General features: G+C 52.9%; 37 protein-coding genes. 32 read left to right on the top strand and 5 right to left on the bottom strand.

What is annotated here, in order from left to right:
• The first annotated feature begins 16 nt into the window (after nt 1-16).
• The 30 genes from rplC (at nt 17) to KOL70_RS10615 (ending at nt 14514) form a co-directional block, all read left to right on the top strand.
• Nucleotides 17-643, top strand: coding sequence for a 50S ribosomal protein L3 (gene rplC / locus KOL70_RS10760; protein ID WP_021508214.1), 627 nt, complete (start codon nt 17-19; stop codon nt 641-643).
• A gap of 10 nt (nt 644-653) precedes the next feature.
• On the top strand, nt 654-1259 hold the full coding sequence (rplD, locus tag KOL70_RS10755) for a 50S ribosomal protein L4 (protein WP_021508215.1): 606 nt from the start codon (nt 654-656) through the stop codon (nt 1257-1259).
• On the top strand, nt 1256-1558 hold the full coding sequence (gene rplW, locus KOL70_RS10750; protein ID WP_010618574.1) for a 50S ribosomal protein L23: 303 nt from the start codon (nt 1256-1258) through the stop codon (nt 1556-1558). The genes rplD and rplW overlap by 4 nt, the downstream gene beginning before the upstream one ends.
• Nucleotides 1559-1575: 17 nt before the next feature.
• Complete coding sequence (gene rplB / locus KOL70_RS10745) at nt 1576-2397, top strand: 50S ribosomal protein L2 (protein WP_010618573.1); 822 nt, start codon at nt 1576-1578, stop codon at nt 2395-2397.
• A gap of 16 nt (nt 2398-2413) precedes the next feature.
• A complete protein-coding gene (rpsS, locus tag KOL70_RS10740; RefSeq protein ID WP_001138115.1) occupies nt 2414-2692 on the top strand; it encodes a 30S ribosomal protein S19 in 279 nt (92 codons plus the stop codon).
• Between the two features lie 13 nt (nt 2693-2705).
• Nucleotides 2706-3038, top strand: coding sequence for a 50S ribosomal protein L22 (gene rplV, locus KOL70_RS10735; protein ID WP_007891659.1), 333 nt, complete (start codon nt 2706-2708; stop codon nt 3036-3038).
• Nucleotides 3039-3055: 17 nt separating this feature from the next.
• Nucleotides 3056-3754, top strand: a complete 699-nt coding sequence (gene rpsC / locus KOL70_RS10730) for a 30S ribosomal protein S3 (RefSeq protein WP_021508216.1) — start codon at nt 3056-3058, stop codon at nt 3752-3754.
• 12 nt (nt 3755-3766) lie between these two features.
• Nucleotides 3767-4177, top strand: coding sequence for a 50S ribosomal protein L16 (rplP, locus tag KOL70_RS10725; protein ID WP_002438716.1), 411 nt, complete (start codon nt 3767-3769; stop codon nt 4175-4177).
• Nucleotides 4177-4365 (top strand): 50S ribosomal protein L29, encoded by a 189-nt coding sequence (gene rpmC / locus KOL70_RS10720; RefSeq protein ID WP_021508217.1) that lies wholly within the window; start codon nt 4177-4179, stop codon nt 4363-4365. The genes rplP and rpmC overlap by 1 nt, the downstream gene beginning before the upstream one ends.
• Entirely contained in the window at nt 4365-4619 is a 255-nt protein-coding gene (gene rpsQ, locus KOL70_RS10715) for a 30S ribosomal protein S17 (protein WP_010618568.1), read from the top strand. The genes rpmC and rpsQ overlap by 1 nt, the downstream gene beginning before the upstream one ends.
• Before the next feature lie 168 nt (nt 4620-4787).
• The gene (rplN, locus tag KOL70_RS10710) at nt 4788-5159 is read left to right on the top strand and encodes a 50S ribosomal protein L14 (RefSeq protein WP_006120590.1); all 372 of its coding nucleotides are present in this window, start codon (nt 4788-4790) and stop codon (nt 5157-5159) included.
• Between the two features lie 10 nt (nt 5160-5169).
• Nucleotides 5170-5484, top strand: a complete 315-nt coding sequence (gene rplX / locus KOL70_RS10705; protein ID WP_021508218.1) for a 50S ribosomal protein L24 — start codon at nt 5170-5172, stop codon at nt 5482-5484.
• Between the two features lie 14 nt (nt 5485-5498).
• Complete coding sequence (rplE, locus tag KOL70_RS10700; RefSeq protein ID WP_013510763.1) at nt 5499-6038, top strand: 50S ribosomal protein L5; 540 nt, start codon at nt 5499-5501, stop codon at nt 6036-6038.
• Nucleotides 6039-6052: 14 nt separating this feature from the next.
• Entirely contained in the window at nt 6053-6358 is a 306-nt protein-coding gene (gene rpsN / locus KOL70_RS10695; protein ID WP_010618564.1) for a 30S ribosomal protein S14, read from the top strand.
• A gap of 32 nt (nt 6359-6390) precedes the next feature.
• Complete coding sequence (rpsH, locus tag KOL70_RS10690) at nt 6391-6783, top strand: 30S ribosomal protein S8 (RefSeq protein WP_021508220.1); 393 nt, start codon at nt 6391-6393, stop codon at nt 6781-6783.
• Nucleotides 6784-6795: 12 nt separating this feature from the next.
• Complete coding sequence (gene rplF / locus KOL70_RS10685; protein ID WP_007891676.1) at nt 6796-7329, top strand: 50S ribosomal protein L6; 534 nt, start codon at nt 6796-6798, stop codon at nt 7327-7329.
• 9 nt (nt 7330-7338) lie between these two features.
• On the top strand, nt 7339-7692 hold the full coding sequence (gene rplR / locus KOL70_RS10680) for a 50S ribosomal protein L18 (protein ID WP_013510760.1): 354 nt from the start codon (nt 7339-7341) through the stop codon (nt 7690-7692).
• Between the two features lie 14 nt (nt 7693-7706).
• The gene (rpsE, locus tag KOL70_RS10675) at nt 7707-8207 is read left to right on the top strand and encodes a 30S ribosomal protein S5 (protein ID WP_010618560.1); all 501 of its coding nucleotides are present in this window, start codon (nt 7707-7709) and stop codon (nt 8205-8207) included.
• 5 nt (nt 8208-8212) lie between these two features.
• A complete protein-coding gene (rpmD, locus tag KOL70_RS10670; protein ID WP_013510758.1) occupies nt 8213-8392 on the top strand; it encodes a 50S ribosomal protein L30 in 180 nt (59 codons plus the stop codon).
• 3 nt (nt 8393-8395) lie between these two features.
• On the top strand, nt 8396-8830 hold the full coding sequence (rplO, locus tag KOL70_RS10665) for a 50S ribosomal protein L15 (protein ID WP_021508221.1): 435 nt from the start codon (nt 8396-8398) through the stop codon (nt 8828-8830).
• 7 nt (nt 8831-8837) lie between these two features.
• Entirely contained in the window at nt 8838-10169 is a 1332-nt protein-coding gene (secY, locus tag KOL70_RS10660; protein ID WP_021508222.1) for a preprotein translocase subunit SecY, read from the top strand.
• 32 nt (nt 10170-10201) lie between these two features.
• The gene (rpmJ, locus tag KOL70_RS10655; RefSeq protein WP_071813610.1) at nt 10202-10318 is read left to right on the top strand and encodes a 50S ribosomal protein L36; all 117 of its coding nucleotides are present in this window, start codon (nt 10202-10204) and stop codon (nt 10316-10318) included.
• Between the two features lie 146 nt (nt 10319-10464).
• On the top strand, nt 10465-10821 hold the full coding sequence (gene rpsM / locus KOL70_RS10650; RefSeq protein WP_021508223.1) for a 30S ribosomal protein S13: 357 nt from the start codon (nt 10465-10467) through the stop codon (nt 10819-10821).
• A gap of 16 nt (nt 10822-10837) precedes the next feature.
• Nucleotides 10838-11227: a 30S ribosomal protein S11 gene (gene rpsK, locus KOL70_RS10645; protein ID WP_004160563.1), complete on the top strand. Its 390-nt coding sequence runs from the start codon at nt 10838-10840 to the stop codon at nt 11225-11227.
• Nucleotides 11228-11260: 33 nt separating this feature from the next.
• On the top strand, nt 11261-11881 hold the full coding sequence (rpsD, locus tag KOL70_RS10640) for a 30S ribosomal protein S4 (RefSeq protein ID WP_010618555.1): 621 nt from the start codon (nt 11261-11263) through the stop codon (nt 11879-11881).
• A gap of 25 nt (nt 11882-11906) precedes the next feature.
• Nucleotides 11907-12896: a DNA-directed RNA polymerase subunit alpha gene (rpoA, locus tag KOL70_RS10635; protein ID WP_007891688.1), complete on the top strand. Its 990-nt coding sequence runs from the start codon at nt 11907-11909 to the stop codon at nt 12894-12896.
• A 40-nt stretch (nt 12897-12936) separates the two neighbouring features.
• Complete coding sequence (rplQ, locus tag KOL70_RS10630; RefSeq protein ID WP_003850180.1) at nt 12937-13323, top strand: 50S ribosomal protein L17; 387 nt, start codon at nt 12937-12939, stop codon at nt 13321-13323.
• Between the two features lie 111 nt (nt 13324-13434).
• A complete protein-coding gene (locus KOL70_RS10625; protein ID WP_215480626.1) occupies nt 13435-13806 on the top strand; it encodes a DUF1992 domain-containing protein in 372 nt (123 codons plus the stop codon).
• 1 nt (nt 13807) lies between these two features.
• Nucleotides 13808-14245, top strand: a complete 438-nt coding sequence (gene zntR / locus KOL70_RS10620) for a Zn(2+)-responsive transcriptional regulator (RefSeq protein WP_021508225.1) — start codon at nt 13808-13810, stop codon at nt 14243-14245.
• A 50-nt stretch (nt 14246-14295) separates the two neighbouring features.
• Entirely contained in the window at nt 14296-14514 is a 219-nt protein-coding gene (locus tag KOL70_RS10615) for an alternative ribosome-rescue factor A (protein ID WP_021508226.1), read from the top strand.
• Between the two features lie 18 nt (nt 14515-14532).
• Here KOL70_RS10615 and mscL read toward each other — a convergent pair whose 3' ends face one another.
• The 5 genes from mscL to def form a co-directional block, all read right to left on the bottom strand.
• The gene (mscL, locus tag KOL70_RS10610; protein WP_021508227.1) at nt 14533-14943 is read right to left on the bottom strand and encodes a large-conductance mechanosensitive channel protein MscL; all 411 of its coding nucleotides are present in this window, start codon (nt 14941-14943) and stop codon (nt 14533-14535) included.
• Between the two features lie 108 nt (nt 14944-15051).
• On the bottom strand, nt 15052-16428 hold the full coding sequence (gene trkA / locus KOL70_RS10605; protein WP_021508228.1) for a Trk system potassium transporter TrkA: 1377 nt from the start codon (nt 16426-16428) through the stop codon (nt 15052-15054).
• Nucleotides 16429-16459: 31 nt separating this feature from the next.
• Nucleotides 16460-17746, bottom strand: coding sequence for a 16S rRNA (cytosine(967)-C(5))-methyltransferase RsmB (gene rsmB, locus KOL70_RS10600; RefSeq protein WP_215480625.1), 1287 nt, complete (start codon nt 17744-17746; stop codon nt 16460-16462).
• A 45-nt stretch (nt 17747-17791) separates the two neighbouring features.
• The gene (fmt, locus tag KOL70_RS10595) at nt 17792-18736 is read right to left on the bottom strand and encodes a methionyl-tRNA formyltransferase (RefSeq protein ID WP_058759898.1); all 945 of its coding nucleotides are present in this window, start codon (nt 18734-18736) and stop codon (nt 17792-17794) included.
• A 21-nt stretch (nt 18737-18757) separates the two neighbouring features.
• Entirely contained in the window at nt 18758-19270 is a 513-nt protein-coding gene (def, locus tag KOL70_RS10590; RefSeq protein ID WP_215480624.1) for a peptide deformylase, read from the bottom strand.
• 115 nt (nt 19271-19385) lie between these two features.
• Between def and dprA the strand changes: the two genes are divergently transcribed.
• Both dprA and smg read left to right on the top strand, forming a co-directional pair.
• Nucleotides 19386-20510, top strand: a complete 1125-nt coding sequence (dprA, locus tag KOL70_RS10585) for a DNA-protecting protein DprA (RefSeq protein WP_215480623.1) — start codon at nt 19386-19388, stop codon at nt 20508-20510.
• Entirely contained in the window at nt 20482-20955 is a 474-nt protein-coding gene (gene smg / locus KOL70_RS10580) for a DUF494 family protein Smg (protein ID WP_031279836.1), read from the top strand. Before dprA ends, smg begins: the two co-directional genes overlap by 29 nt.

Genomic DNA, 20955 nt, shown 5'->3' with positions numbered 1-20955 from the left:
TTGAGAGGTTGATACAATGATTGGTTTAGTCGGTAAAAAAGTGGGCATGACGCGCATCTTCACTGAAGAAGGCGTTTCAATCCCAGTAACCGTAATCGAAGTTGAAGCAAACCGCGTTACCCAGGTCAAAGGTCTGGAAAACGATGGTTACCAGGCGATCCAGGTTACCACCGGTGCGAAAAAAGCAAACCGTGTTGGTAAGCCGGAAGCAGGTCATTTTGCTAAAGCTGGCGTTGAAGCCGGCCGTGGTCTGTGGGAATTCCGCACCGAAGGTGAAGAATACTCTGTTGGCCAGAGCATCAGTGTTGAAATTTTCGCTGACGTTAAAAAAGTAGACGTTACCGGTACCTCTAAAGGTAAAGGTTTCGCAGGTACCGTTAAGCGCTGGAACTTCCGTACCCAGGACGCTACACACGGTAACTCCTTGTCTCACCGCGTTCCGGGTTCTATCGGTCAGAACCAGACTCCGGGCAAAGTGTTCAAAGGCAAGAAAATGGCTGGTCAGCTGGGTAATGAGCGCGTAACCGTTCAGAGCCTGGAAGTAGTACGTGTTGACGCTGAGCGCAACCTGCTGCTGGTCAAAGGTGCTGTCCCGGGTGCAACCGGCAGCGACCTGATTGTTAAACCAGCTGTGAAGGCGTAAGGGGATAGCAATGGAATTAGTACTGAAAGACGCGCAGAGCGCGCTGACTGTTTCCGAAACTACCTTCGGTCGTGATTTCAACGAAGCGCTGGTTCACCAGGTTGTTGTTGCTTACGCTGCAGGTGCTCGTCAGGGTACTCGCGCGCAGAAAACTCGTGCTGAAGTAACTGGTTCAGGCAAAAAGCCATGGCGTCAGAAAGGCACCGGCCGTGCGCGTTCAGGTTCTATCAAGAGCCCGATCTGGCGTTCAGGTGGCGTGACCTTCGCTGCGCGTCCACAGGACCACAGTCAAAAAGTTAACAAAAAGATGTACCGCGGCGCGCTGAAAAGCATCCTGTCCGAGCTGGTACGTCAGGACCGTCTGATCGTTGTCGAGTCGTTCTCTGTTGAAGCGCCTAAAACTAAGCTGCTGGTACAGAAACTGAAAGACATGGCGCTGGAAGACGTGCTGATCATCACCGGTGAACTGGATGAGAATCTGTTCCTGGCTGCGCGTAACCTGTACAAGGTTGACGTGCGTGATGCAGCGGGTATCGACCCAGTTAGCCTGATCGCCTTCGACAAAGTCGTTATGACTGCAGAAGCAGTTAAGCAAGTTGAGGAGATGCTGGCATGATCCGTGAAGAACGTCTGCTGAAAGTACTGCGCGCGCCGCACGTATCTGAAAAAGCATCAACCGCGATGGAAAAAACCAATACCATCGTTCTCAAAGTTGCCAAAGACGCGACCAAAGCAGAGATCGTTGCTGCTGTTGAGAAACTGTTCGAAGTAGAAGTGAAAGACGTAAACACCCTGGTTGTTAAGGGTAAAGTTAAGCGTCACGGACAGCGTATCGGTCGTCGTAGCGACTGGAAAAAAGCTTACGTCACCCTGAAAGAAGGCCAGAACCTGGACTTCGTCGGCGGCGCTGAGTAAGTCGGAGGAGAAAGACAATGGCAGTTGTTAAATGTAAACCGACATCTCCGGGTCGTCGTCACGTTGTTAAAGTGGTGAACCCTGAGCTGCACAAAGGCAAGCCTTTTGCCGCGCTGGTTGAAAAAAACAGCAAATCCGGTGGTCGTAACAACAATGGTCGTATCACTACCCGTCATATCGGTGGTGGTCACAAGCAGGCTTACCGTATTGTTGACTTCAAACGCAACAAAGATGGTATCCCGGCAGTTGTTGAGCGTCTTGAGTACGATCCGAACCGTTCTGCGAACATCGCACTGGTTCTGTACAAAGATGGCGAGCGCCGTTACATCCTGGCCCCTAAAGGCCTGAAAGCTGGCGACCAGATTCAGTCTGGCGTTGATGCTGCGATCAAAGCAGGTAACACCCTGCCGATGCGTAACATCCCGGTTGGTTCAACCGTGCATAACGTAGAAATGAAACCAGGTAAAGGCGGTCAGATTGCCCGTTCTGCTGGTGCTTACGTGCAGATCGTTGCGCGTGAAGGTTCCTACGTTACCCTGCGTCTGCGTTCAGGCGAAATGCGTAAAGTCGAAGCTGACTGCCGCGCAACCCTGGGCGAAGTCGGTAACGCTGAGCACATGCTGCGCGTTCTGGGTAAAGCCGGTGCAACCCGTTGGCGTGGTGTTCGTCCTACCGTTCGCGGTACTGCGATGAACCCAGTCGATCACCCGCACGGTGGTGGTGAAGGTCGTAACTTTGGTAAGCACCCGGTAACTCCGTGGGGCGTTCAGACCAAAGGTAAGAAGACCCGTAGCAACAAGCGTACTGATAAATTTATCGTACGTCGCCGTAGCAAATAATTTTAGAGGATAAGCCATGCCACGTTCTCTCAAGAAAGGTCCTTTTATTGACCTGCACTTGCTGAAGAAGGTAGAGAAAGCGGTGGAAAGCGGTGACAAGAAGCCCCTGCGCACTTGGTCCCGTCGTTCAACGATCTTCCCTAACATGATCGGTTTGACCATCGCTGTCCATAATGGTCGTCAGCACGTTCCTGTCTTTGTTTCCGACGAAATGGTCGGCCACAAGCTGGGTGAATTTGCACCGACACGTACTTATCGCGGCCACGCTGCTGATAAGAAAGCCAAGAAGAAATAAGTAGGAGGAAGAGATGGAAACTATTGCTCAACATCGCCATGCTCGTTCTTCTGCTCAGAAGGTTCGCCTTGTTGCTGACCTGATTCGCGGTAAGAAAGTGTCGCAGGCTCTGGATATTCTGACTTACACCAACAAGAAAGCGGCTGTACTGGTTAAGAAAGTCCTGGAATCTGCCATTGCTAACGCCGAACACAACGATGGCGCTGATATCGACGATCTGAAAGTTGCGAAAATTTTCGTAGATGAAGGCCCTAGCATGAAGCGCATTATGCCGCGTGCTAAAGGTCGTGCAGATCGCATCCTGAAGCGCACCAGCCACATTACTGTGGTTGTGTCCGATCGCTGAGACTCTGGAGACTAGCAATGGGTCAGAAAGTACATCCTAATGGTATTCGCCTGGGTATTGTAAAACCATGGAACTCTACCTGGTTTGCGAACACCAAAGAATTCGCTGACAACCTGGACAGCGACTTTAAAGTACGTCAGTTCCTGAACAAAGAACTGGCAAAAGCGTCTGTATCTCGCATCGTTATCGAGCGTCCGGCTAAGAGCATCCGTGTGACCATTCACACCGCTCGCCCGGGTATCGTTATCGGTAAAAAAGGTGAAGACGTTGAAAAACTGCGCACGGTCGTAGCGAACATCGCTGGCGTTCCTGCACAGATCAATATCGCCGAAGTCCGTAAACCGGAACTGGACGCAAAACTGGTTGCTGACAGCATCACTTCACAGCTGGAGCGTCGTGTGATGTTCCGTCGTGCGATGAAGCGTGCTGTACAGAACGCAATGCGTCTGGGCGCTAAAGGTATCAAAGTTGAAGTTAGCGGCCGTCTGGGCGGTGCTGAGATCGCACGTACCGAATGGTACCGTGAAGGTCGTGTACCGCTGCACACTCTGCGTGCTGACATTGACTACAACACCTCTGAAGCGCACACCACTTATGGTGTAATCGGCGTTAAGGTATGGATCTTCAAAGGTGAGATCCTGGGTGGTATGGCTGCTGTTGAACAACCGGAACCGGCTGCTCAACCTAAAAAGCAGCAGCGTAAAGGCCGTAAGTAAGGAGAGTCGCTGATGTTACAACCAAAGCGTACGAAATTCCGTAAAGTGCACAAAGGCCGTAACCGCGGTCTGGCGCAGGGTACGGATGTTAGCTTCGGTACTTTCGGTCTGAAAGCTGTTGGCCGTGGTCGTCTGACTGCTCGTCAGATCGAAGCAGCACGTCGTGCTATGACCCGTGCAGTTAAGCGTCAAGGTAAGATTTGGATCCGTGTATTCCCGGACAAACCAATCACCGAGAAGCCGCTGGAAGTGCGTATGGGTAAAGGTAAGGGTAACGTGGAGTATTGGGTTGCCCTGATCCAGCCTGGTAAAGTCCTGTATGAAATGGACGGTGTACCGGAAGAGCTGGCCCGTGAAGCATTCAAGCTGGCAGCAGCAAAACTGCCTATCAAAACCACCTTTGTAACTAAGACGGTGATGTAATGAAAGCAACTGAGCTGCGTGAAAAAAGCGTTGAAGAGCTGAACACTGAGCTGCTTAACCTCCTGCGCGAGCAGTTTAACCTGCGCATGCAGGCAGCATCTGGCCAGCTGCAGCAGACCCATCTGCTGAAGCAAGTTCGCCGTGATGTTGCACGCGTTAAGACTTTACTGACTGAGAAGGCGGCGTAATGACCGATAAAATCCGTACTCTGCAGGGTCGTGTTGTTAGTGACAAAATGCAGAAATCTGCTGTTGTTGCTATCGAGCGTTTCGTGAAGCACCCGATCTACGGTAAATTCATTAAGCGTACGACTAAGCTGCACATCCATGACGAGAACAACGAGTGTGGTATTGGTGACGTGGTTGAAATCCGCGAAACCCGTCCACTGTCCAAGACTAAGTCCTGGACTCTGGTTCGCGTTGTAGAGAAAGCGATTCTGTAATAGAATCCGCTTCCTCTAAAAACAAAATGAACGGCTCTATGGAGCCGTTCATTTTTTCTACCCATCTGCGAGAACCGGTGTTATAATGCCGCGCCCTCAATTATGGGGCTTTTTAACGACCTGAGGTTTGGGTCCCGAAGTAGTAGTTGACATTAGCGGAGCACTAAAATGATCCAAGAACAGACTATGCTGAACGTCGCCGACAACTCCGGTGCACGTCGCGTAATGTGTATCAAGGTTCTGGGTGGCTCGCACCGTCGCTACGCAGGCGTCGGCGATATCATCAAAGTGACCATCAAGGAAGCAATTCCGCGTGGCAAGGTGAAAAAAGGTGATGTCCTGAAAGCGGTAGTGGTGCGCACCAGGAAGGGTGTTCGTCGCCCGGACGGTTCTGTCATTCGCTTCGATGGTAATGCATGCGTTATTCTGAACAATAACAGCGAGCAGCCTATCGGAACGCGTATTTTTGGGCCGGTAACTCGTGAACTTCGTACTGAAAAGTTCATGAAAATTATCTCTCTGGCACCAGAAGTACTCTAAGGAGCGAACAATGGCAGCGAAAATCCGTCGTAACGACGAAGTTATCGTGCTTACCGGTAAAGACAAAGGTAAACGCGGTAAAGTAAAGAATGTCCTGACTTCTGGTAAGGTCATCGTTGAAGGTATCAACCTGGTTAAGAAACACCAGAAGCCGGTTCCGGCTCTGAACCAACCAGGCGGCATCGTTGAAAAAGAAGCTGCTATTCAGGTTTCTAACGTTGCAATCTTCAATGCGGCAACCGGCAAGGCTGACCGTGTAGGCTTTAGATTCGAAGACGGTAAAAAAGTCCGTTTCTTCAAGTCTAACAGCGAAACTATCAAGTAATTTGGAGTAGTACGATGGCGAAACTGCATGATTACTACAAAGACGAAGTAGTCCAGAAACTCATGACAGAGTTTGGCTACAATTCTGTCATGCAAGTCCCTCGGGTCGAGAAGATCACCCTGAACATGGGTGTTGGTGAAGCGATCGCTGACAAGAAACTGCTGGATAACGCAGCAGCTGACCTGGCAGCAATCTCCGGTCAAAAACCGCTGATCACCAAAGCACGCAAATCAGTTGCAGGCTTCAAAATCCGTCAGGGCTATCCGATCGGCTGTAAAGTAACTCTGCGTGGCGAGCGCATGTGGGAGTTCTTTGAGCGTCTGATCACTATTGCTGTACCGCGTATCCGTGACTTCCGTGGTCTGTCCGCGAAGTCTTTCGACGGTCGTGGTAACTACAGCATGGGCGTTCGTGAGCAGATCATCTTCCCAGAAATCGACTACGACAAAGTCGATCGCGTTCGTGGTTTGGATATCACCATTACCACTACTGCGAAATCTGATGATGAAGGCCGTGCTCTGCTGGCTGCCTTTGACTTCCCGTTCCGCAAGTAAGGTAGGGTTACTTAATGGCTAAGCAATCTATGAAAGCACGCGAAGTTAAGCGTGTGAAATTAGCAGACAAGTTCTTCGCAAAACGCGCTGAACTGAAAGCGATCATTTCTGATGTGAACGCATCCGACGAAGACCGTTGGAACGCCGTTCTCAAGCTGCAGAGTCTGCCGCGTGATTCCAGCCCTTCACGTCAGCGTAACCGCTGCCGTCAGACAGGTCGTCCGCACGGTTTCCTGCGGAAGTTTGGGTTGAGCCGTATCAAGGTCCGTGAAGCCGCAATGCGCGGTGAAATCCCGGGTCTGAAAAAGGCTAGCTGGTAATTGTCACCATTTGAATCACGGGAGTAACACAGATGAGCATGCAAGATCCGATCGCGGATATGCTGACCCGTATCCGTAACGGTCAGGCCGCGAACAAAGTTGCGGTCTCTATGCCTTCCTCCAAGCTGAAAGTGGCAATTGCCAACGTGCTGAAGGAAGAAGGCTATATTCAAGATTTTAAAATCGAAGGCGACATCAAGCCGGAACTGGAACTGACTCTTAAGTACTTCCAGGGTAAAGCTGTTGTAGAAAGCATTCAGCGTGTTAGCCGTCCAGGTCTGCGCATCTATAAGAAAAAAGATGAGCTGCCAAAAGTTATGGCCGGTCTGGGCATTGCTGTAATTTCTACCTCTAAAGGTGTCATGACTGATCGTGCAGCGCGCCAGGCTGGTCTTGGTGGCGAAATTATCTGCTACGTAGCGTAATCGGAGGATAAAATGTCTCGTGTTGCAAAAGCACCTGTCGTTGTTCCTGCCGGCGTAGAGGTAAAACTCAACGGTCAGGAAGTTTCGATCAAAGGCAAAAACGGCGAGCTGACTCGTACTATCAACAGTGCTGTAGAAGTTAAGCATGCAGACAACGCCCTGACTTTCGCTCCACGCGAAGGTTATGCGGATGGTTGGGCACAGGCAGGTACTGCACGTGCGCTGCTGAACGGCATGGTTATCGGTGTTACCGAAGGCTTCACCAAGAAGCTGCAACTGGTTGGTGTTGGTTATCGTGCAGCTGTTAAAGGCAACTCTGTGAGTCTGGCCCTGGGCTTCTCTCACCCGGTTGACCATGCACTGCCGGCCGGCATCACTGCTGAATGTCCAACTCAGACTGAGATCGTGCTGAAAGGCGCTGATAAACAGCTGATTGGTCAGGTTGCAGCTGATCTGCGCGCCTACCGTCGTCCTGAGCCTTACAAAGGCAAGGGTGTTCGTTACGCCGACGAAGTCGTGCGTACCAAAGAGGCTAAGAAGAAGTAAGGTAACACTATGGATAAGAAATCTGCTCGTATCCGTCGTGCGACCCGTGCACGTCGCAAGCTCAAAGAGCTGGGTGCTACTCGCCTGGTGGTACATCGTACCCCGCGTCACATTTACGCACAGGTAATCGCCCCGAACGGTTCCGAAGTTCTGGTTGCTGCTTCTACTGTAGAAAAAGCTATCGCTGAACAACTGAAGTATACCGGTAACAAAGACGCCGCTGCAGCTGTAGGTAAAGCTCTGGCTGAGCGCGCTATCGAAAAAGGCATCAAAGATGTTTCTTTCGACCGTTCCGGTTTCCAATATCATGGTCGCGTCCAGGCACTTGCAGATGCTGCTCGTGAAGCTGGCCTTCAGTTCTAAGGTAGAGGTCTAAGATGGCACACATCGAGAAACAAGCTGGCGACCTGCAGGAAAAACTGATCGCGGTAAACCGTGTCTCTAAAACTGTGAAAGGTGGTCGTATTTTCTCCTTCACCGCTCTGACTGTAGTGGGTGATGGTAACGGCCGCGTTGGTTTTGGTTACGGTAAAGCGCGTGAAGTTCCAGCAGCGATCCAGAAAGCGATGGAAAAAGCTCGTCGCAATATGGTTAATGTCGCGCTGACTCACGGCACCCTGCAGCACCCGGTTAAAGGTGCGCACACGGGTTCTCGTGTGTTCATGCAGCCGGCTTCTGAAGGTACCGGTATCATCGCCGGCGGTGCAATGCGCGCCGTTCTGGAAGTCGCTGGAGTTCATAACGTTCTGGCTAAAGCCTATGGTTCCACCAACCCGATCAACGTGGTTCGTGCAACTATCGACGGCCTGGGCAATATGAAGTCTCCGGATATGGTTGCTGCCAAGCGTGGTAAATCCGTTGAAGAAATTCTGGGGTAATCACGATGGCTAAGACAATCAAAATTACACAAACCCGTAGCTCAATCGGCCGCCTGCCTAAGCACAAAGCCACTCTGGTTGGTCTGGGTCTGCGTCGTATTGGTCACACCGTTGAGCGTGAAGACACGCCAGCTGTACGCGGTATGATCAACGCGATTTCTTACATGCTGAAAGTGGAGGAGTAAGAGATGCGTTTAAACACTCTGTCTCCGGCCGAAGGGTCTAAACACGCTTCCAAGCGTCTGGGCCGTGGTATCGGTTCTGGCCTCGGTAAAACCGGCGGTCGTGGTCACAAAGGTCAGAAGTCTCGTTCTGGCGGTGGCGTACGTCGTGGTTTCGAGGGTGGTCAGATGCCTCTGTACCGTCGTCTGCCGAAGTTCGGCTTCACCTCGCGCAAATCATTCGTGACTGCAGAAGTGCGTCTGTCTGATCTGGCGAAAGTGGAAGGCGGTATCGTCGACCTGAACACGCTGAAAGCAGCTAACATCATCGGTGTACAGATTGAGTTCGCGAAAGTGATCCTGTCTGGTGAAGTATCTGCACCTGTTACGATTCGTGGTCTGCGTGTCACCAAAGGTGCTCGTGCTGCAATCGAAGCTGCTGGCGGTAAAATCGAGGAATAAGTAGCAGATGGCAAAGCAACCGGGATTAGATTTTCAAAGTGCCAAAGGTGGCTTTGGTGAACTGAAGCGCAGACTGTTGTTTGTAATCGGTGCACTGATTGTCTTCCGTATTGGCTCTTTTATTCCAATCCCCGGTATCGATGCCACTGTACTTGCCAAACTGCTTGAGCAACAGCGTGGCACCATCATTGAAATGTTTAACATGTTCTCTGGTGGTGCTCTCAGTCGTGCCTCAATCTTCGCGCTGGGTATTATGCCGTATATTTCGGCCTCTATTATTATCCAGCTGCTGACGGTGGTTCATCCCGCGTTGGCCGAGATTAAGAAAGAGGGTGAAGCTGGTCGTCGTAAGATCAGCCAGTACACTCGCTACGGCACACTGGTTCTGGCTATATTCCAGTCGATCGGTATTGCTACCGGTCTGCCGAATATGCCTGGAATGCAGGGCCTGGTATTAAATCCAGGCTTTGCTTTCTACTTTACCGCTGTTGTAAGTCTGGTTACCGGAACCATGTTCCTGATGTGGCTGGGCGAACAGATTACTGAACGAGGTATCGGTAACGGTATTTCGATCATTATCTTCGCGGGTATTGTTGCGGGTTTACCGCCGGCCATTGGCCATACCATCGAGCAAGCGCGGCAAGGCGACCTGCACTTCCTTCTGTTGCTGTTGGTTGCAGTTCTTGTATTTGCAGTGACGTTCTTTGTTATTTTCGTTGAGCGTGGCCAGCGCCGCATTGTGGTTAACTACGCTAAACGTCAGCAAGGTCGTCGTGTATATGCTGCACAGAGCACACATTTACCGTTGAAAGTGAACATGGCGGGCGTAATCCCAGCCATCTTTGCTTCCAGCATTATCCTGTTCCCGGCGACGATAGCATCCTGGTTCGGGGGCGGTACCGGTTGGAACTGGCTGACAACAATTTCGCTGTATTTGCAGCCAGGACAGCCGCTTTATGTGCTACTCTATGCGACTGCAATCATCTTCTTCTGTTTCTTCTACACGGCGTTGGTTTTCAACCCGCGTGAAACAGCAGATAACCTGAAGAAGTCTGGTGCATTCGTACCGGGAATTCGTCCGGGAGAGCAAACGGCGAAGTACATCGATAAAGTAATGACACGTCTGACCTTAATCGGCGCACTGTATATTACTTTTATCTGCCTGATCCCGGAGTTCATGCGTGATGCCATGAAGGTTCCCTTCTACTTTGGCGGCACCTCGCTGCTGATTGTAGTGGTTGTCATCATGGACTTTATGGCTCAAGTGCAAACTCTGATGATGTCCAGTCAGTACGAGTCTGCATTGAAGAAAGCTAACCTGAAAGGCTATGGCCGTTAATTCAGTAGCTTGAGAAGTTACGGAGAGTAAAAATGAAAGTTCGTGCTTCCGTCAAGAAATTATGTCGTAACTGCAAAATCATTCGTCGCGACGGTGTCGTACGTGTGATCTGCAGCTCCGAGCCTAAGCATAAACAGCGCCAGGGCTGATTAAGTCACATATTTTTCTTGCAAAGTCGGGTTGAGCTGGCTAGATTAGCCAGCCAATCTTTTGTATGTCGATGCGTTTCCATTTGAGTATCCTGAAAACGGGCTTTTCAGCATGGTACGCATTTATTTAATTATAGGAGTGCATAGTGGCCCGTATAGCAGGCATTAACATTCCTGATCAAAAACATACCGTTATCGCATTAACTTCGATCTTCGGTATCGGCAAAACCCGTTCTAAAGCCATCTGTGCTGAAACGGGCATCGCCGAAAATGTTAAGATCAGTGAGCTGTCTGAAGAACAAATTGATCAGCTGCGTGAAGCAGTTGGTAAATTCGTTGTTGAAGGTGATCTGCGCCGTGAAATCACCCTGAGCATCAAGCGTCTGATGGACCTTGGTTGCTACCGTGGTTTACGCCATCGTCGTGGTCTGCCGGTGCGCGGTCAGCGTACTAAGACCAACGCACGTACCCGTAAGGGTCCGCGTAAACCGATCAAGAAATAATCGGGGTGAGTAAATAATGGCAAAGGCACCAGTTCGTGCACGTAAGCGTGTAAGAAAACAAGTCTCAGATGGCGTGGCTCATGTCCATGCGTCTTTTAACAACACCATCGTTACTATTACTGATCGTCAGGGTAACGCACTGGGTTGGGCAACCGCCGGTGGTTCCGGTTTCCGCGGTTCACGTAAATCTACTCCGTTTGCTGCTCAGGTCGCTGCAGAGCGCTGTGCAGAAGCCGTGAAAGATTACGGTATTAAGAACCTGGAAGTTATGGTTAAGGGTCCGGGTCCAGGCCGCGAATCTACTATTCGTGCTCTGAACGCCGCTGGTTTCCGCATCACTAATATTACTGATGTGACTCCGATCCCTCACAACGGTTGTCGTCCGCCGAAAAAACGTCGCGTTTAACGTTCCGTTTTTTAGGTTAGTTGGAGAAAGAAAATGGCAAGATATTTGGGTCCTAAGCTCAAGCTGAGCCGTCGTGAGGGCACTGACTTATTCCTTAAGTCTGGCGTTCGCGCGATTGATTCCAAGTGCAAAATTGAACAAGCCCCTGGTCAGCATGGTGCGCGTAAACCGCGTCTGTCTGATTACGGCGGCCAGTTACGTGAAAAGCAAAAAGTTCGTCGTATCTACGGCGTGCTGGAGCGTCAGTTCCGTAACTACTATAAAGAAGCAGCGCGTCTGAAAGGCAACACCGGTGAAAACCTGTTAGCTCTGCTGGAAGGTCGTCTGGATAACGTAGTTTACCGTATGGGCTTTGGTGCCACTCGTGCAGAAGCACGTCAGCTGGTTAGCCACAAATCTGTAATGGTAAACGGTCGCGTTGTTAACATCGCTTCTTATCAGGTATCTCCGAATGATGTCGTAAGCATCCGTGAGAAAGCCAAAAAGCAATCTCGCGTGAAGGCCGCTCTGGAGCTGGCTGAGCAGCGTGAAAAGCCAACCTGGCTGGAAGTTGATGCGACTAAGATGGAAGGTGTGTTCAAGCGTATTCCTGAGCGTACCGATCTGTCTGCGGACATTAACGAACACCTGATCGTCGAGCTTTACTCTAAGTAAAGCTTAGTACCAAAGAGAGGACACAATGCAGGGTTCTGTGACAGAGTTTCTAAAACCGCGCCTGGTAGATATCGAGCAAGTGAGTTCGACGCACGCCAAGGTGACCCTTGAGCCGTTAGAGCGTGGCTTTGGCCATACTCTTGGTAACGCACTGCGCCGTATTCTGCTTTCTTCCATGCCGGGTTGCGCGGTGACCGAGGTTGAGATTGATGGCGTGCTGCACGAGTACTCCACCAAAGAGGGCGTACAGGAAGATATCCTGGAAATCCTGCTCAATCTGAAAGGGCTGGCGGTAAGAGTTCAGGGTAAAGATGAAGTCATTCTTACGCTGAATAAATCTGGCATTGGCCCTGTGACTGCAGCCGACATTACCCACGACGGTGATGTCGAAATCGTCAAGCCGCAGCATGTGATCTGCCATCTGACCGATGAAAACGCGTCTATTAGCATGCGTATCAAAGTTCAGCGTGGTCGTGGTTATGTGCCGGCTTCTGCCCGAATTCATTCGGAAGAAGATGAGCGCCCAATCGGCCGTCTGTTGGTTGACGCTTGCTACAGCCCTGTAGACCGTATCGCCTACAATGTTGAAGCAGCGCGTGTAGAACAGCGCACCGACCTGGACAAGCTGGTCATCGAAATGGAAACCAACGGCACAATCGATCCTGAAGAGGCGATTCGTCGTGCGGCAACCATCCTGGCAGAACAACTGGAAGCTTTCGTTGACTTACGTGATGTACGTCAGCCGGAAGTCAAAGAAGAGAAACCAGAATTCGATCCGATCCTGCTGCGCCCTGTTGACGATCTGGAATTGACTGTCCGCTCTGCTAACTGCCTCAAGGCAGAAGCTATCCACTACATCGGTGATCTGGTACAGCGTACCGAGGTTGAGCTGCTTAAAACGCCTAACCTGGGTAAAAAATCTCTTACCGAGATTAAAGACGTGCTCGCATCACGTGGTCTGTCTCTGGGCATGCGCCTGGAAAACTGGCCACCGGCAAGCATTGCTGATGAATAACCGGATCGCAGGTTAAGGTTTCACTGAGAAGGATAAGGTCATGCGCCATCGTAAGAGTGGTCGTCAACTGAACCGCAACAGCAGCCATCGTCAGGCTATGTTCCGCAACATGGCTGGTTCTCTGGTTCGTCATGAGATCATTAAGACGACTCTGCCGAAAGCCAAAGAGCTGCGTCGCGTAGTTGAGCCGCTGATTACTCTTGCCAAGACCGACAGCGTAGCTAATCGTCGTCTGGCATTCGCCCGTACTCGTGATAACGAGATCGTGGCAAAACTGTTTAACGAGCTGGGCCCGCGTTTCGCGAGCCGTGCCGGTGGTTACACTCGTATTCTGAAGTGTGGCTTCCGTGCTGGTGACAACGCTCCGATGGCTTACATCGAGCTGGTTGATCGTCCAGAAGCTCAAGCAGAAGCTGCTGCAGAGTAATTTGCAGTAACGTAAAAAACCCGCTTCGGCGGGTTTTTTATTGCCTGTCATTTCTTCCCATTTCCCCTCCATTCGCTATGCTGTTGGCAGACATGCTTGCAGGAGGTTTCTATGTGGCTTATCGATCAGCTGGCTGAGCAACACATCCGCGCCGCGCAGGGAAAGGGTGAGCTGAGCAATCTGCCTGGTGAGGGTGCGCCGCTCACGCTGGACGATGACAGTGGTGTGCCGGCGGAATTGCGCAGTGCCTGGCGACTGCTGAAAAACGCCGGCTATCTCCCACCGGAACTTGAGATGCGCCGCGACGCGCTGGCACTGAGCGATTTGCTTCGCGAACTCGATCCTGATGACAACGAGGCGCGCGAACTGGCCAAGCGCCTGACATTGCTGGAGATGAAACTGCAGCAGGCCGGCATGAGCACCGATTTTCTGCGTGGCGAATACCGCCCGGCGATCGGTCAGCGGTTACAGCAGGAGAAATAGTATGTATCGCATTGGCCAGCTGGCAAAACTGGCGGACGTGACGCCGGACACCATCCGCTTTTATGAAAAGCAGCAGATGATGGATCATGAGGTACGCACCGAGGGCGGCTTCCGCCTGTACAGCGATAACGATCTGCAGCGCCTGCGTTTTATCCGTTACGGCCGGCAGCTTGGTTTCAGCCTGGAATCGATCCGCGACCTGCTGTCGATCCGTATTGATCCAGAGCATCACACCTGTGAAGAGTCAAAAGCGATCGTGGCGAAACGGCTGGATGAGGTGAACAGTATGATTGGCGAACTGCAAACCATTCAGCGCTCACTGCAACGGCTGGCGGAAACCTGTTGTGGCGACCGGCACAGTAGCGCCTGTTGTTCGATCCTCGAGGCACTGGAAACCGGCGAAGATCCGCATCCTGAAATTTGTTGTAGTAAGGATTGAATTCTGGCGCGCAGGGACTATAGTTGCGCCATTACTAACCGGAGGACGATATGAGTCACTATCAGCATCGAAAAGGCAAAATTAACGATAACGCCCTGGAAGCCCTGTTACACGATCCGCTGTATCGCCAGCGAGTTGAGCGCAATCAGAAGGGGAAAGGCAGCTACCGGCGTAAAGATAAACACGCGAAGGGAGCGAATCAGGAGGCCAGCGGTAAGCAACAGTGTTTACCTCTGGCCTTCTGCTTTAGTGACAAAAAAGCCGCCTGAACAGGCGGCTTTTATTCATCACACTTTATTATTTTGTTGCTTAAGCAGGTCGCGAATCTCGGTCAGCAGCACTTCTTCATTAGTCGGTTTAGGCGCTGGTTTTTCCACTTCTTTCTTTTTATACAGTTTATTCATTACTTTGATGGCAATGAAGATAGCAAACGCCACGATGATGAAATCAAATACCGTCTGAATAAAGTTACCGTATTCCATCACCACCGCTGGGATATCGCCTTCTGCTGGCTTGAGTACCCATTTAAACTGCTTAAAGTCGACGCCGCCAATCAGTAAACCGAGCGGTGGCATAATGATGTTCGCAACCAGTGACGATACGATCTTACCGAACGCAGCACCGATGATCACACCGACCGCCAGGTCCACCACGTTGCCACGCATCGCAAAATCACGAAACTCTTTGAATAAACTCATTGTTATCTCCTTGCCTTGGCCAATGGCTAAAGTCTAACAAACCTTCGTGTAATTGCCATTATAACAATGGATTAAACACCACTCTCACTTCAGCCCAATCACAACGCGTTACAGGAAGAACGGGCTCGGCTGGAACAGACGCTCAACGTCCGGCACAAACTTTTTGTCGGTGAGGAACATGATCACGTGGTCGCCTTGCTCAATACGCACATTATCATTGGCGATGATCACGTCATCACCACGCACCACCGCGCCGATAATTGTGCCCGGCGGCAGTTTAATATCTTCAATCAGGCGGCCGACCACGCGCGAAGTGGTTTCATCACCGTGGGCAATGGCCTCGATGGCTTCCGCAATACCGCGGCGCAGTGAAGAGACGCCGACAATATCGGCTTTGCGCACGTGGCCAAGCAGCGCAGAAATTGTGGCCTGCTGCGGAGAGATCGCAATGTCGATCACGCTGCCCTGCACCAGATCGACATAGGCGCGACGCTGGATCAGCACCATCACTTTTTTCGCGCCCATTTTTTTGGCCAGCATTGCTGACATGATATTGGCTTCATCGTCGTTAGTGACGGCGATAAACAGATCGACCTGATCGACATGCTCTTCTGCCAGCAGTTCCTGATCCGAGGCATCGCCATAGAACACGATGGTATCCTGCAGATGTTCAGCCAGTTCAGCCGCGCGCTGCTGATTACGCTCAATCAGCTTAACGCTGTACTGCTTTTCCAGCCGCTGCGCCAGGCCAAAGCCGATATTACCGCCGCCGACCAGCATAATGCGTTTATAGGGCTTTTCGAGCCGCTGCATCTCGCTCATCACCGCACGAATATGCTGACTGGCGGCAATAAAAAACACTTCATCGCCAGCTTCGACGATCGTCGATCCCTGCGGGCGGATCGGGCGATCCTGACGAAAAATGGCGGCTACGCGGGTATCGATATGCGGCATGTGCTCACGCAGGATCGACAGCGGATTGCCCACCAGCGGTCCGCCGTAATAGGCTTTGACCACTGCCAGGCTGACTTTGCCCTCGGCAAAATTCACCACCTGTAACGCGCCAGGGTACTGAATCAGCCGATAGATGTTGTCGATCACCAGCTGTTCAGGCGAGATCAAATGGTCGATGGGCACCGCTTCCGGCACAAACAGCTTTTCCGCATCGCGCAGATAATCGGCGGCGCGGATACGGGCAATGCGGTTTGGCGTGTTAAACAGCGAGTAAGCAATCTGACAGGCAATCATGTTGGTTTCGTCAGAGCTGGTCACCGCCACCAGCATATCCGCATCTTCGGCGCCGGCTTCACGCAACACGCGCGGGTGCGAACCATGGCCCTGCACCACGCGCAGGTCAAACTTATCCTGCAGCACGCGTAAGCGTGAGGGATCGCTATCAACCACGGTGATGTCATTGTTTTCGCCCACCAGGTTTTCAGCGAGCGTGCCGCCCACCTGGCCGGCGCCGAGGATAATAATTTTCATGGATACGTTGCTCTTGTCACTGTGCGCTGCACTATTTTTTCATCAGCTTAGCGTAGAAGAAACCGTCGCCGCCATTGATGGCAGGGAAAACCTGCCAGCCGTTAAGTTGCCCATGTGGCAGTGCCTGCGGCACCGCATCGTCATGCGTCGCGAGGAAAGCATCGATCTGCTGCTGGTTCTCCTGCGGCAGCACTGAGCAGGTGGCATAAAGCAGCGTACCGCCCGATTTCAGGCGAGGCCAGATGGCCGCCAGAATCTCACGCTGTAGCGCGGCGAGTTCGTCGATATCGCGATCGCGGCGTAGCCATTTGATATCCGGATGGCGTCGAATAACGCCGGTGGCCGAGCAGGGCGCATCCAGCAAGATGCGGTCGAATTGCTGCTCGTCGCACCAGGCCGCTGGCGTGCGGCCATCGCCCTGACGCACGTCAGCCTGCATCCCCAGACGCTGCAGGTTTTCCGTCACGCGCGACAGGCGCTGCGCATCGATATCCACCGCCATCACGCGGGCCTGCGGCGCAATTTCGAGAATATGGGTGGTTTTGCCGCCGGGCGCAGCGCACAGGTCGAGAATGGTTTCGCCGTTTTCCGGCGCCAGCAGCAGGGCGCAACGCTGAGCAGAGAGATCCTGCACCGTCACCCAGCCCTGCTCAAAGCCTGGCAGCTGACTGACCGGAGCCGGTGCTTCAAGACGCAGCGCATCCGGCGCGTCAGCACTAAACGCATTTTGATTCTGCTGGGTTAATAACGCCAGCCAGGCGTCACGGCTGTGATGCTGACGATTCACGCGCAGCCACATTGGCGGTCGCTGATTGTTTGCTTCCACAATCTGCTGCCACTGCTCCGGCCACGCGGTCTGCAACCGTTTCAGCAGCCAGCCCGGATGCCAGTAACGCTGCGGGCCCTGATTGACCTCCGCCAGCAGTGCGTCCCGCTGACGCTGAAACTGACGCAGCACGCCGTTGAGCAAGCCTTTCAGATTTGCCCGCTTCAGTGCTTCAGCCCCGGCCACGGTTTCGGCCAGCGCGGCGTGCGGCGGAACGCGGGTATACAGCAGCTGATACAGGCCCACCATGATCAGATAGTGCAGCACGCGCTGTTTGCCGGTTAACGGCCGCGCCATCAGCTTATTAATCAACGCTTCCAGCTGCGGCAGCGTGCGCGTCACGCCAAAACACAACTCCTGCAGCAGCGCGCCATCGTTGTTTGCCAGCGTTTTTTGCGCAGCGGGCAGAATCGCGCTCAGCGATTCCCCTTTATCCACCACGCGTTCAATCAGTTGCGCGGCAAGGCTGCGCAGGTTGGTCGCTTTTTTCATATTCATTCATCAAACAAAAAGCCCGGCGGAAACCGGGCTGGAGAATCAGGCCAGAACGGTGCCGGGTGTAAACCATTCACGACGCGAATTGAGCAGATCCTGCGCCGCCATGGCTTTTTTGCCGGCAGGCTGCAGTGAGAGCAGATTCAGCACGCCGTCAGCGGTCGCGATCTGGATGCCGTGTTTGTCAGCCTGCAGAATTTCTCCCGGCTGGGCGCTGCGGTGCGGTAACACGCTGGCCTGCCAGACTTTGACCGGCTGATCGTCGATAAGGAAATAACTCACCGGCCACGGATTGAAGGCGCGAATGCACCGTTCCAGCTGAACAGCAGAGAGCGACCAGTCAAGACGTGCCTCTTCTTTACTGAGCTTTTCCGCGTAAGTTACCAGGGTCTCATCCTGCACTTCGGGCTGTGCGCTGCCGGCGGCCAGCAGACTGAGCGTGGTCAGCATCCCCTGCGGACCCAGCTGCGCCAGCTTGTCGTACAGCGATGCGCTGGTATCGTCGGCATTAATCGGGCAGGTTATTTTGTGCAGCATATCGCCGGTATCCAGACCCACGTCCATCTGCATGATGGTCACACCGGTTTCGTTATCGCCGGCCCACAGTGAGCGCTGAATCGGCGCCGCACCGCGCCAGCGCGGCAGCAGCGAGCCGTGTACGTTGATGCAGCCAAGGCGCGGCATCGTCAGCACCGCCTGAGGCAGGATCAGACCATAAGCGACGACCACCATCACATCGGCCTGTAGCCCGGCAACCAGCTGCTGATTCTCTTCCGGCTTCAGGGACTTTGGCTGAAACACGGGAATATCATGCGCCTGAGCCAGCACTTTTACCGGGCCCGGCGTGAGTTTGTTGCCACGTCCGGCAGGGCGGTCGGGCTGAGTAAAGACGCCAACCACCTGATGCTCAGAAGCAAGCAGCGCGTCGAGATGACGCGCTGCGAAGTCAGGAGTACCGGCAAAGATGATTTTTAACGGTGCAGACACAGTTCAACCTTCTGTTCGCTCTCAGGATGCGCGCGCATTCTGGCGGGCCAGTTTTTCCAGTTTCTGTTTAATACGCTGACGCTTCAGCGGCGACAGATAATCAATAAACAGTTTACCGTCGAGATGGTCGATCTCATGCTGGATGCAGATCGCCAGCAGACCGTCGGTTTCCAGCTCGAAGCTGTTACCGTCGCGATTCAGCGCGCGCACTTTGACCCGCTCGGCACGCGGCACAAACGCCCGCTGTTCCGGGATCGACAGGCAACCCTCTTCGATACTGGTTTCGCCGCTTTTTTCCAGCAGCTCCGGGTTAATCAGCACCAGGCGCTCTTCGCGGCTTTCAGAAACATCAATCACGATGATGCGCTGGTGAATATCCACCTGCGTCGCCGCCAGACCAATGCCTTCTTCGGCGTACATGGTCTCAAACATATCGTCGACAATACGCTGAACGTCAGCATTCACAGCCGCAACGGGTGCAGCAATTTTGCGAAGGCGATCGTCAGGGAAATGTAATACCTGCAAAACTGACATAAATATCCAGATCTGTATGCGTTAAAGAAAAGATTACTGCCTCATATTGTAGACTTTTTGGGGCCTGATTGACAGCATTGTGCCGCATCAGAGCACGGCTGACAGGGAGCGCAGCATGGAACGCAGTGAAAGGATTATCAGGCTGACTTACGTCTGGGGTTTAAGCGGTGAGCGCGCCCGTCAGTTCATCATGGCGCTTCTGGCCGCCAGCCACGTTGACGACGCGTGGCTGCAGCAGCACGGTCTGGACGACACGCAGCGGCAACAGTTTCTCGCCCTCTGTCCACGGCAGCTGGAAACAACGCAGCGCTGGCTGCAACAGGCGCAACATCATCTGATCGCCTGCAGCGACGCACATTATCCCGCCCGGCTGCGGGAAATCAGCCGCTATCCGGCTGCCCTTTATATAGCGGGTGACCTCTCTGCACTCGCGACACCGCAACTGGCGGTGGTCGGCAGTCGTCACTGTTCGCCGTATGGCAGAGAATGGGGCAGCTGGTTTACCCAGCAGCTGGCGCTAAGCGGTTTGACCATCACCAGCGGGCTGGCGCGCGGTATTGATGGCGTGGCGCATCGTGCCGCGCTGGAAGTGCAGGGCAAAACTCTGGCCGTGCTGGGCAGCGGGCTGAATCATCTCTATCCGAAAAGCCATCAGCCGCTGGCACAAGAGATCATCGCCAGCGGCGGCGCGCTGGTTTCAGAACTGCCGCTGTCGATGGCGCCCCATGCGGTAAATTTCCCGCGGCGTAATCGTATTATCAGTGGCCTGAGTCATGGCGTGCTGGTGGTTGAAGCGTCACTGAAGAGTGGCTCGCTGGTGACGGCGCGGTATGCGCTGGAACAAAACCGTAACGTGTATGCGCTGCCTGGCGCGCTGGGTAATCCTGGCTGTGAAGGCACGCACTGGCTGATTCAGCAGGGTGCGCTGCTGGTGGCGCATCCCAACAATATCCTTGAGGATTTGCATTCTGCCCTGCAATGGTTGCCGGCCAGCATCTCAGAAACAATATATTCACAACTCAGTGATGATGTGCCATTGCCATTTCCCAGCGTGTTGGCTAACGTAGGTGATGAGGTTACACCTGTTGACGTCGTCGCTGAACGTGCCGGCCAACCTGTGCCAGTTATCGCAGCGCAATTGCTGGAGCTGGAGTTAGCAGGATGGATCGCAGCTGTACCCGGCGGCTATGTCCGATTGAGGAGGGCATGCCATGTTCGACGTACTTATGTACTTGTTTGAGACGTATATCCACAACGAGGCTGAAATGCGCGTTGACCAGGATAAATTGACCGATGACTTAACCGATGCCGGTTTTCATCGCGAAGATATCTACAATGCGTTGAATTGGCTTGAGCGGTTAGCGGATTATCAGGATGGTCTGGTCGCGCCAGTGTTGCTGGCTAACGATCCGCTCTCCATGCGAATCTACACGGAAGAAGAGAGCCAGCGTTTAGATGCCGAGTGTCGTGGTTTTATTCTGTTCCTGGAGCAAATCCAGGTGCTGAATATGGAAACGCGCGAAATGGTCATCGAACGGGTTATGGCGCTTGATACGCTGGAATTCGATCTGGAAGATCTCAAATGGGTGGTGCTGATGGTGCTGTTTAACATCCCCGGGTGTGAAAATGCCTATCAGCAGATGGAAGAACTGTTATTCGACGTCAATGAAGGTATGCTGCATTAA

This window comes from Pantoea sp. B270, from assembly GCF_018726825.1.
Lineage (GTDB): Bacteria > Pseudomonadota > Gammaproteobacteria > Enterobacterales > Enterobacteriaceae > Pantoea > Pantoea dispersa.
The sequence above is the reverse complement of the archived record's forward strand: the minus strand, read 5'-3'. Positions and strand labels throughout refer to the sequence as shown.

Excerpts from the sequence above, each read along its gene's own strand:
- rplC (WP_021508214.1), top strand. The coding sequence starts at position 17 with ATGATTGGTTTAGTCGGTAAAAAAGTGGGCATGACGCGCATCTTCACT.
- rplD (WP_021508215.1), top strand. The coding sequence starts at position 654 with ATGGAATTAGTACTGAAAGACGCGCAGAGCGCGCTGACTGTTTCCGAA.
- rplW (WP_010618574.1), top strand. The coding sequence starts at position 1,256 with ATGATCCGTGAAGAACGTCTGCTGAAAGTACTGCGCGCGCCGCACGTA.
- rplB (WP_010618573.1), top strand. The coding sequence starts at position 1,576 with ATGGCAGTTGTTAAATGTAAACCGACATCTCCGGGTCGTCGTCACGTT.
- rpsS (WP_001138115.1), top strand. The coding sequence starts at position 2,414 with ATGCCACGTTCTCTCAAGAAAGGTCCTTTTATTGACCTGCACTTGCTG.
- rplV (WP_007891659.1), top strand. The coding sequence starts at position 2,706 with ATGGAAACTATTGCTCAACATCGCCATGCTCGTTCTTCTGCTCAGAAG.
- rpsC (WP_021508216.1), top strand. The coding sequence starts at position 3,056 with ATGGGTCAGAAAGTACATCCTAATGGTATTCGCCTGGGTATTGTAAAA.
- rplP (WP_002438716.1), top strand. The coding sequence starts at position 3,767 with ATGTTACAACCAAAGCGTACGAAATTCCGTAAAGTGCACAAAGGCCGT.
- rpmC (WP_021508217.1), top strand. The coding sequence starts at position 4,177 with ATGAAAGCAACTGAGCTGCGTGAAAAAAGCGTTGAAGAGCTGAACACT.
- rpsQ (WP_010618568.1), top strand. The coding sequence starts at position 4,365 with ATGACCGATAAAATCCGTACTCTGCAGGGTCGTGTTGTTAGTGACAAA.
- rplN (WP_006120590.1), top strand. The coding sequence starts at position 4,788 with ATGATCCAAGAACAGACTATGCTGAACGTCGCCGACAACTCCGGTGCA.
- rplX (WP_021508218.1), top strand. The coding sequence starts at position 5,170 with ATGGCAGCGAAAATCCGTCGTAACGACGAAGTTATCGTGCTTACCGGT.
- rplE (WP_013510763.1), top strand. The coding sequence starts at position 5,499 with ATGGCGAAACTGCATGATTACTACAAAGACGAAGTAGTCCAGAAACTC.
- rpsN (WP_010618564.1), top strand. The coding sequence starts at position 6,053 with ATGGCTAAGCAATCTATGAAAGCACGCGAAGTTAAGCGTGTGAAATTA.
- rpsH (WP_021508220.1), top strand. The coding sequence starts at position 6,391 with ATGAGCATGCAAGATCCGATCGCGGATATGCTGACCCGTATCCGTAAC.
- rplF (WP_007891676.1), top strand. The coding sequence starts at position 6,796 with ATGTCTCGTGTTGCAAAAGCACCTGTCGTTGTTCCTGCCGGCGTAGAG.
- rplR (WP_013510760.1), top strand. The coding sequence starts at position 7,339 with ATGGATAAGAAATCTGCTCGTATCCGTCGTGCGACCCGTGCACGTCGC.
- rpsE (WP_010618560.1), top strand. The coding sequence starts at position 7,707 with ATGGCACACATCGAGAAACAAGCTGGCGACCTGCAGGAAAAACTGATC.
- rpmD (WP_013510758.1), top strand. The coding sequence starts at position 8,213 with ATGGCTAAGACAATCAAAATTACACAAACCCGTAGCTCAATCGGCCGC.
- rplO (WP_021508221.1), top strand. The coding sequence starts at position 8,396 with ATGCGTTTAAACACTCTGTCTCCGGCCGAAGGGTCTAAACACGCTTCC.
- secY (WP_021508222.1), top strand. The coding sequence starts at position 8,838 with ATGGCAAAGCAACCGGGATTAGATTTTCAAAGTGCCAAAGGTGGCTTT.
- rpmJ (WP_071813610.1), top strand. The coding sequence starts at position 10,202 with ATGAAAGTTCGTGCTTCCGTCAAGAAATTATGTCGTAACTGCAAAATC.
- rpsK (WP_004160563.1), top strand. The coding sequence starts at position 10,838 with ATGGCAAAGGCACCAGTTCGTGCACGTAAGCGTGTAAGAAAACAAGTC.
- rpsD (WP_010618555.1), top strand. The coding sequence starts at position 11,261 with ATGGCAAGATATTTGGGTCCTAAGCTCAAGCTGAGCCGTCGTGAGGGC.
- rpoA (WP_007891688.1), top strand. The coding sequence starts at position 11,907 with ATGCAGGGTTCTGTGACAGAGTTTCTAAAACCGCGCCTGGTAGATATC.
- rplQ (WP_003850180.1), top strand. The coding sequence starts at position 12,937 with ATGCGCCATCGTAAGAGTGGTCGTCAACTGAACCGCAACAGCAGCCAT.
- KOL70_RS10625 (WP_215480626.1), top strand. The coding sequence starts at position 13,435 with ATGTGGCTTATCGATCAGCTGGCTGAGCAACACATCCGCGCCGCGCAG.
- zntR (WP_021508225.1), top strand. The coding sequence starts at position 13,808 with ATGTATCGCATTGGCCAGCTGGCAAAACTGGCGGACGTGACGCCGGAC.
- KOL70_RS10615 (WP_021508226.1), top strand. The coding sequence starts at position 14,296 with ATGAGTCACTATCAGCATCGAAAAGGCAAAATTAACGATAACGCCCTG.
- mscL (WP_021508227.1), bottom strand. The coding sequence starts at position 14,943 with ATGAGTTTATTCAAAGAGTTTCGTGATTTTGCGATGCGTGGCAACGTG.
- trkA (WP_021508228.1), bottom strand. The coding sequence starts at position 16,428 with ATGAAAATTATTATCCTCGGCGCCGGCCAGGTGGGCGGCACGCTCGCT.
- rsmB (WP_215480625.1), bottom strand. The coding sequence starts at position 17,746 with ATGAAAAAAGCGACCAACCTGCGCAGCCTTGCCGCGCAACTGATTGAA.
- def (WP_215480624.1), bottom strand. The coding sequence starts at position 19,270 with ATGTCAGTTTTGCAGGTATTACATTTCCCTGACGATCGCCTTCGCAAA.
- dprA (WP_215480623.1), top strand. The coding sequence starts at position 19,386 with ATGGAACGCAGTGAAAGGATTATCAGGCTGACTTACGTCTGGGGTTTA.
- smg (WP_031279836.1), top strand. The coding sequence starts at position 20,482 with ATGTTCGACGTACTTATGTACTTGTTTGAGACGTATATCCACAACGAG.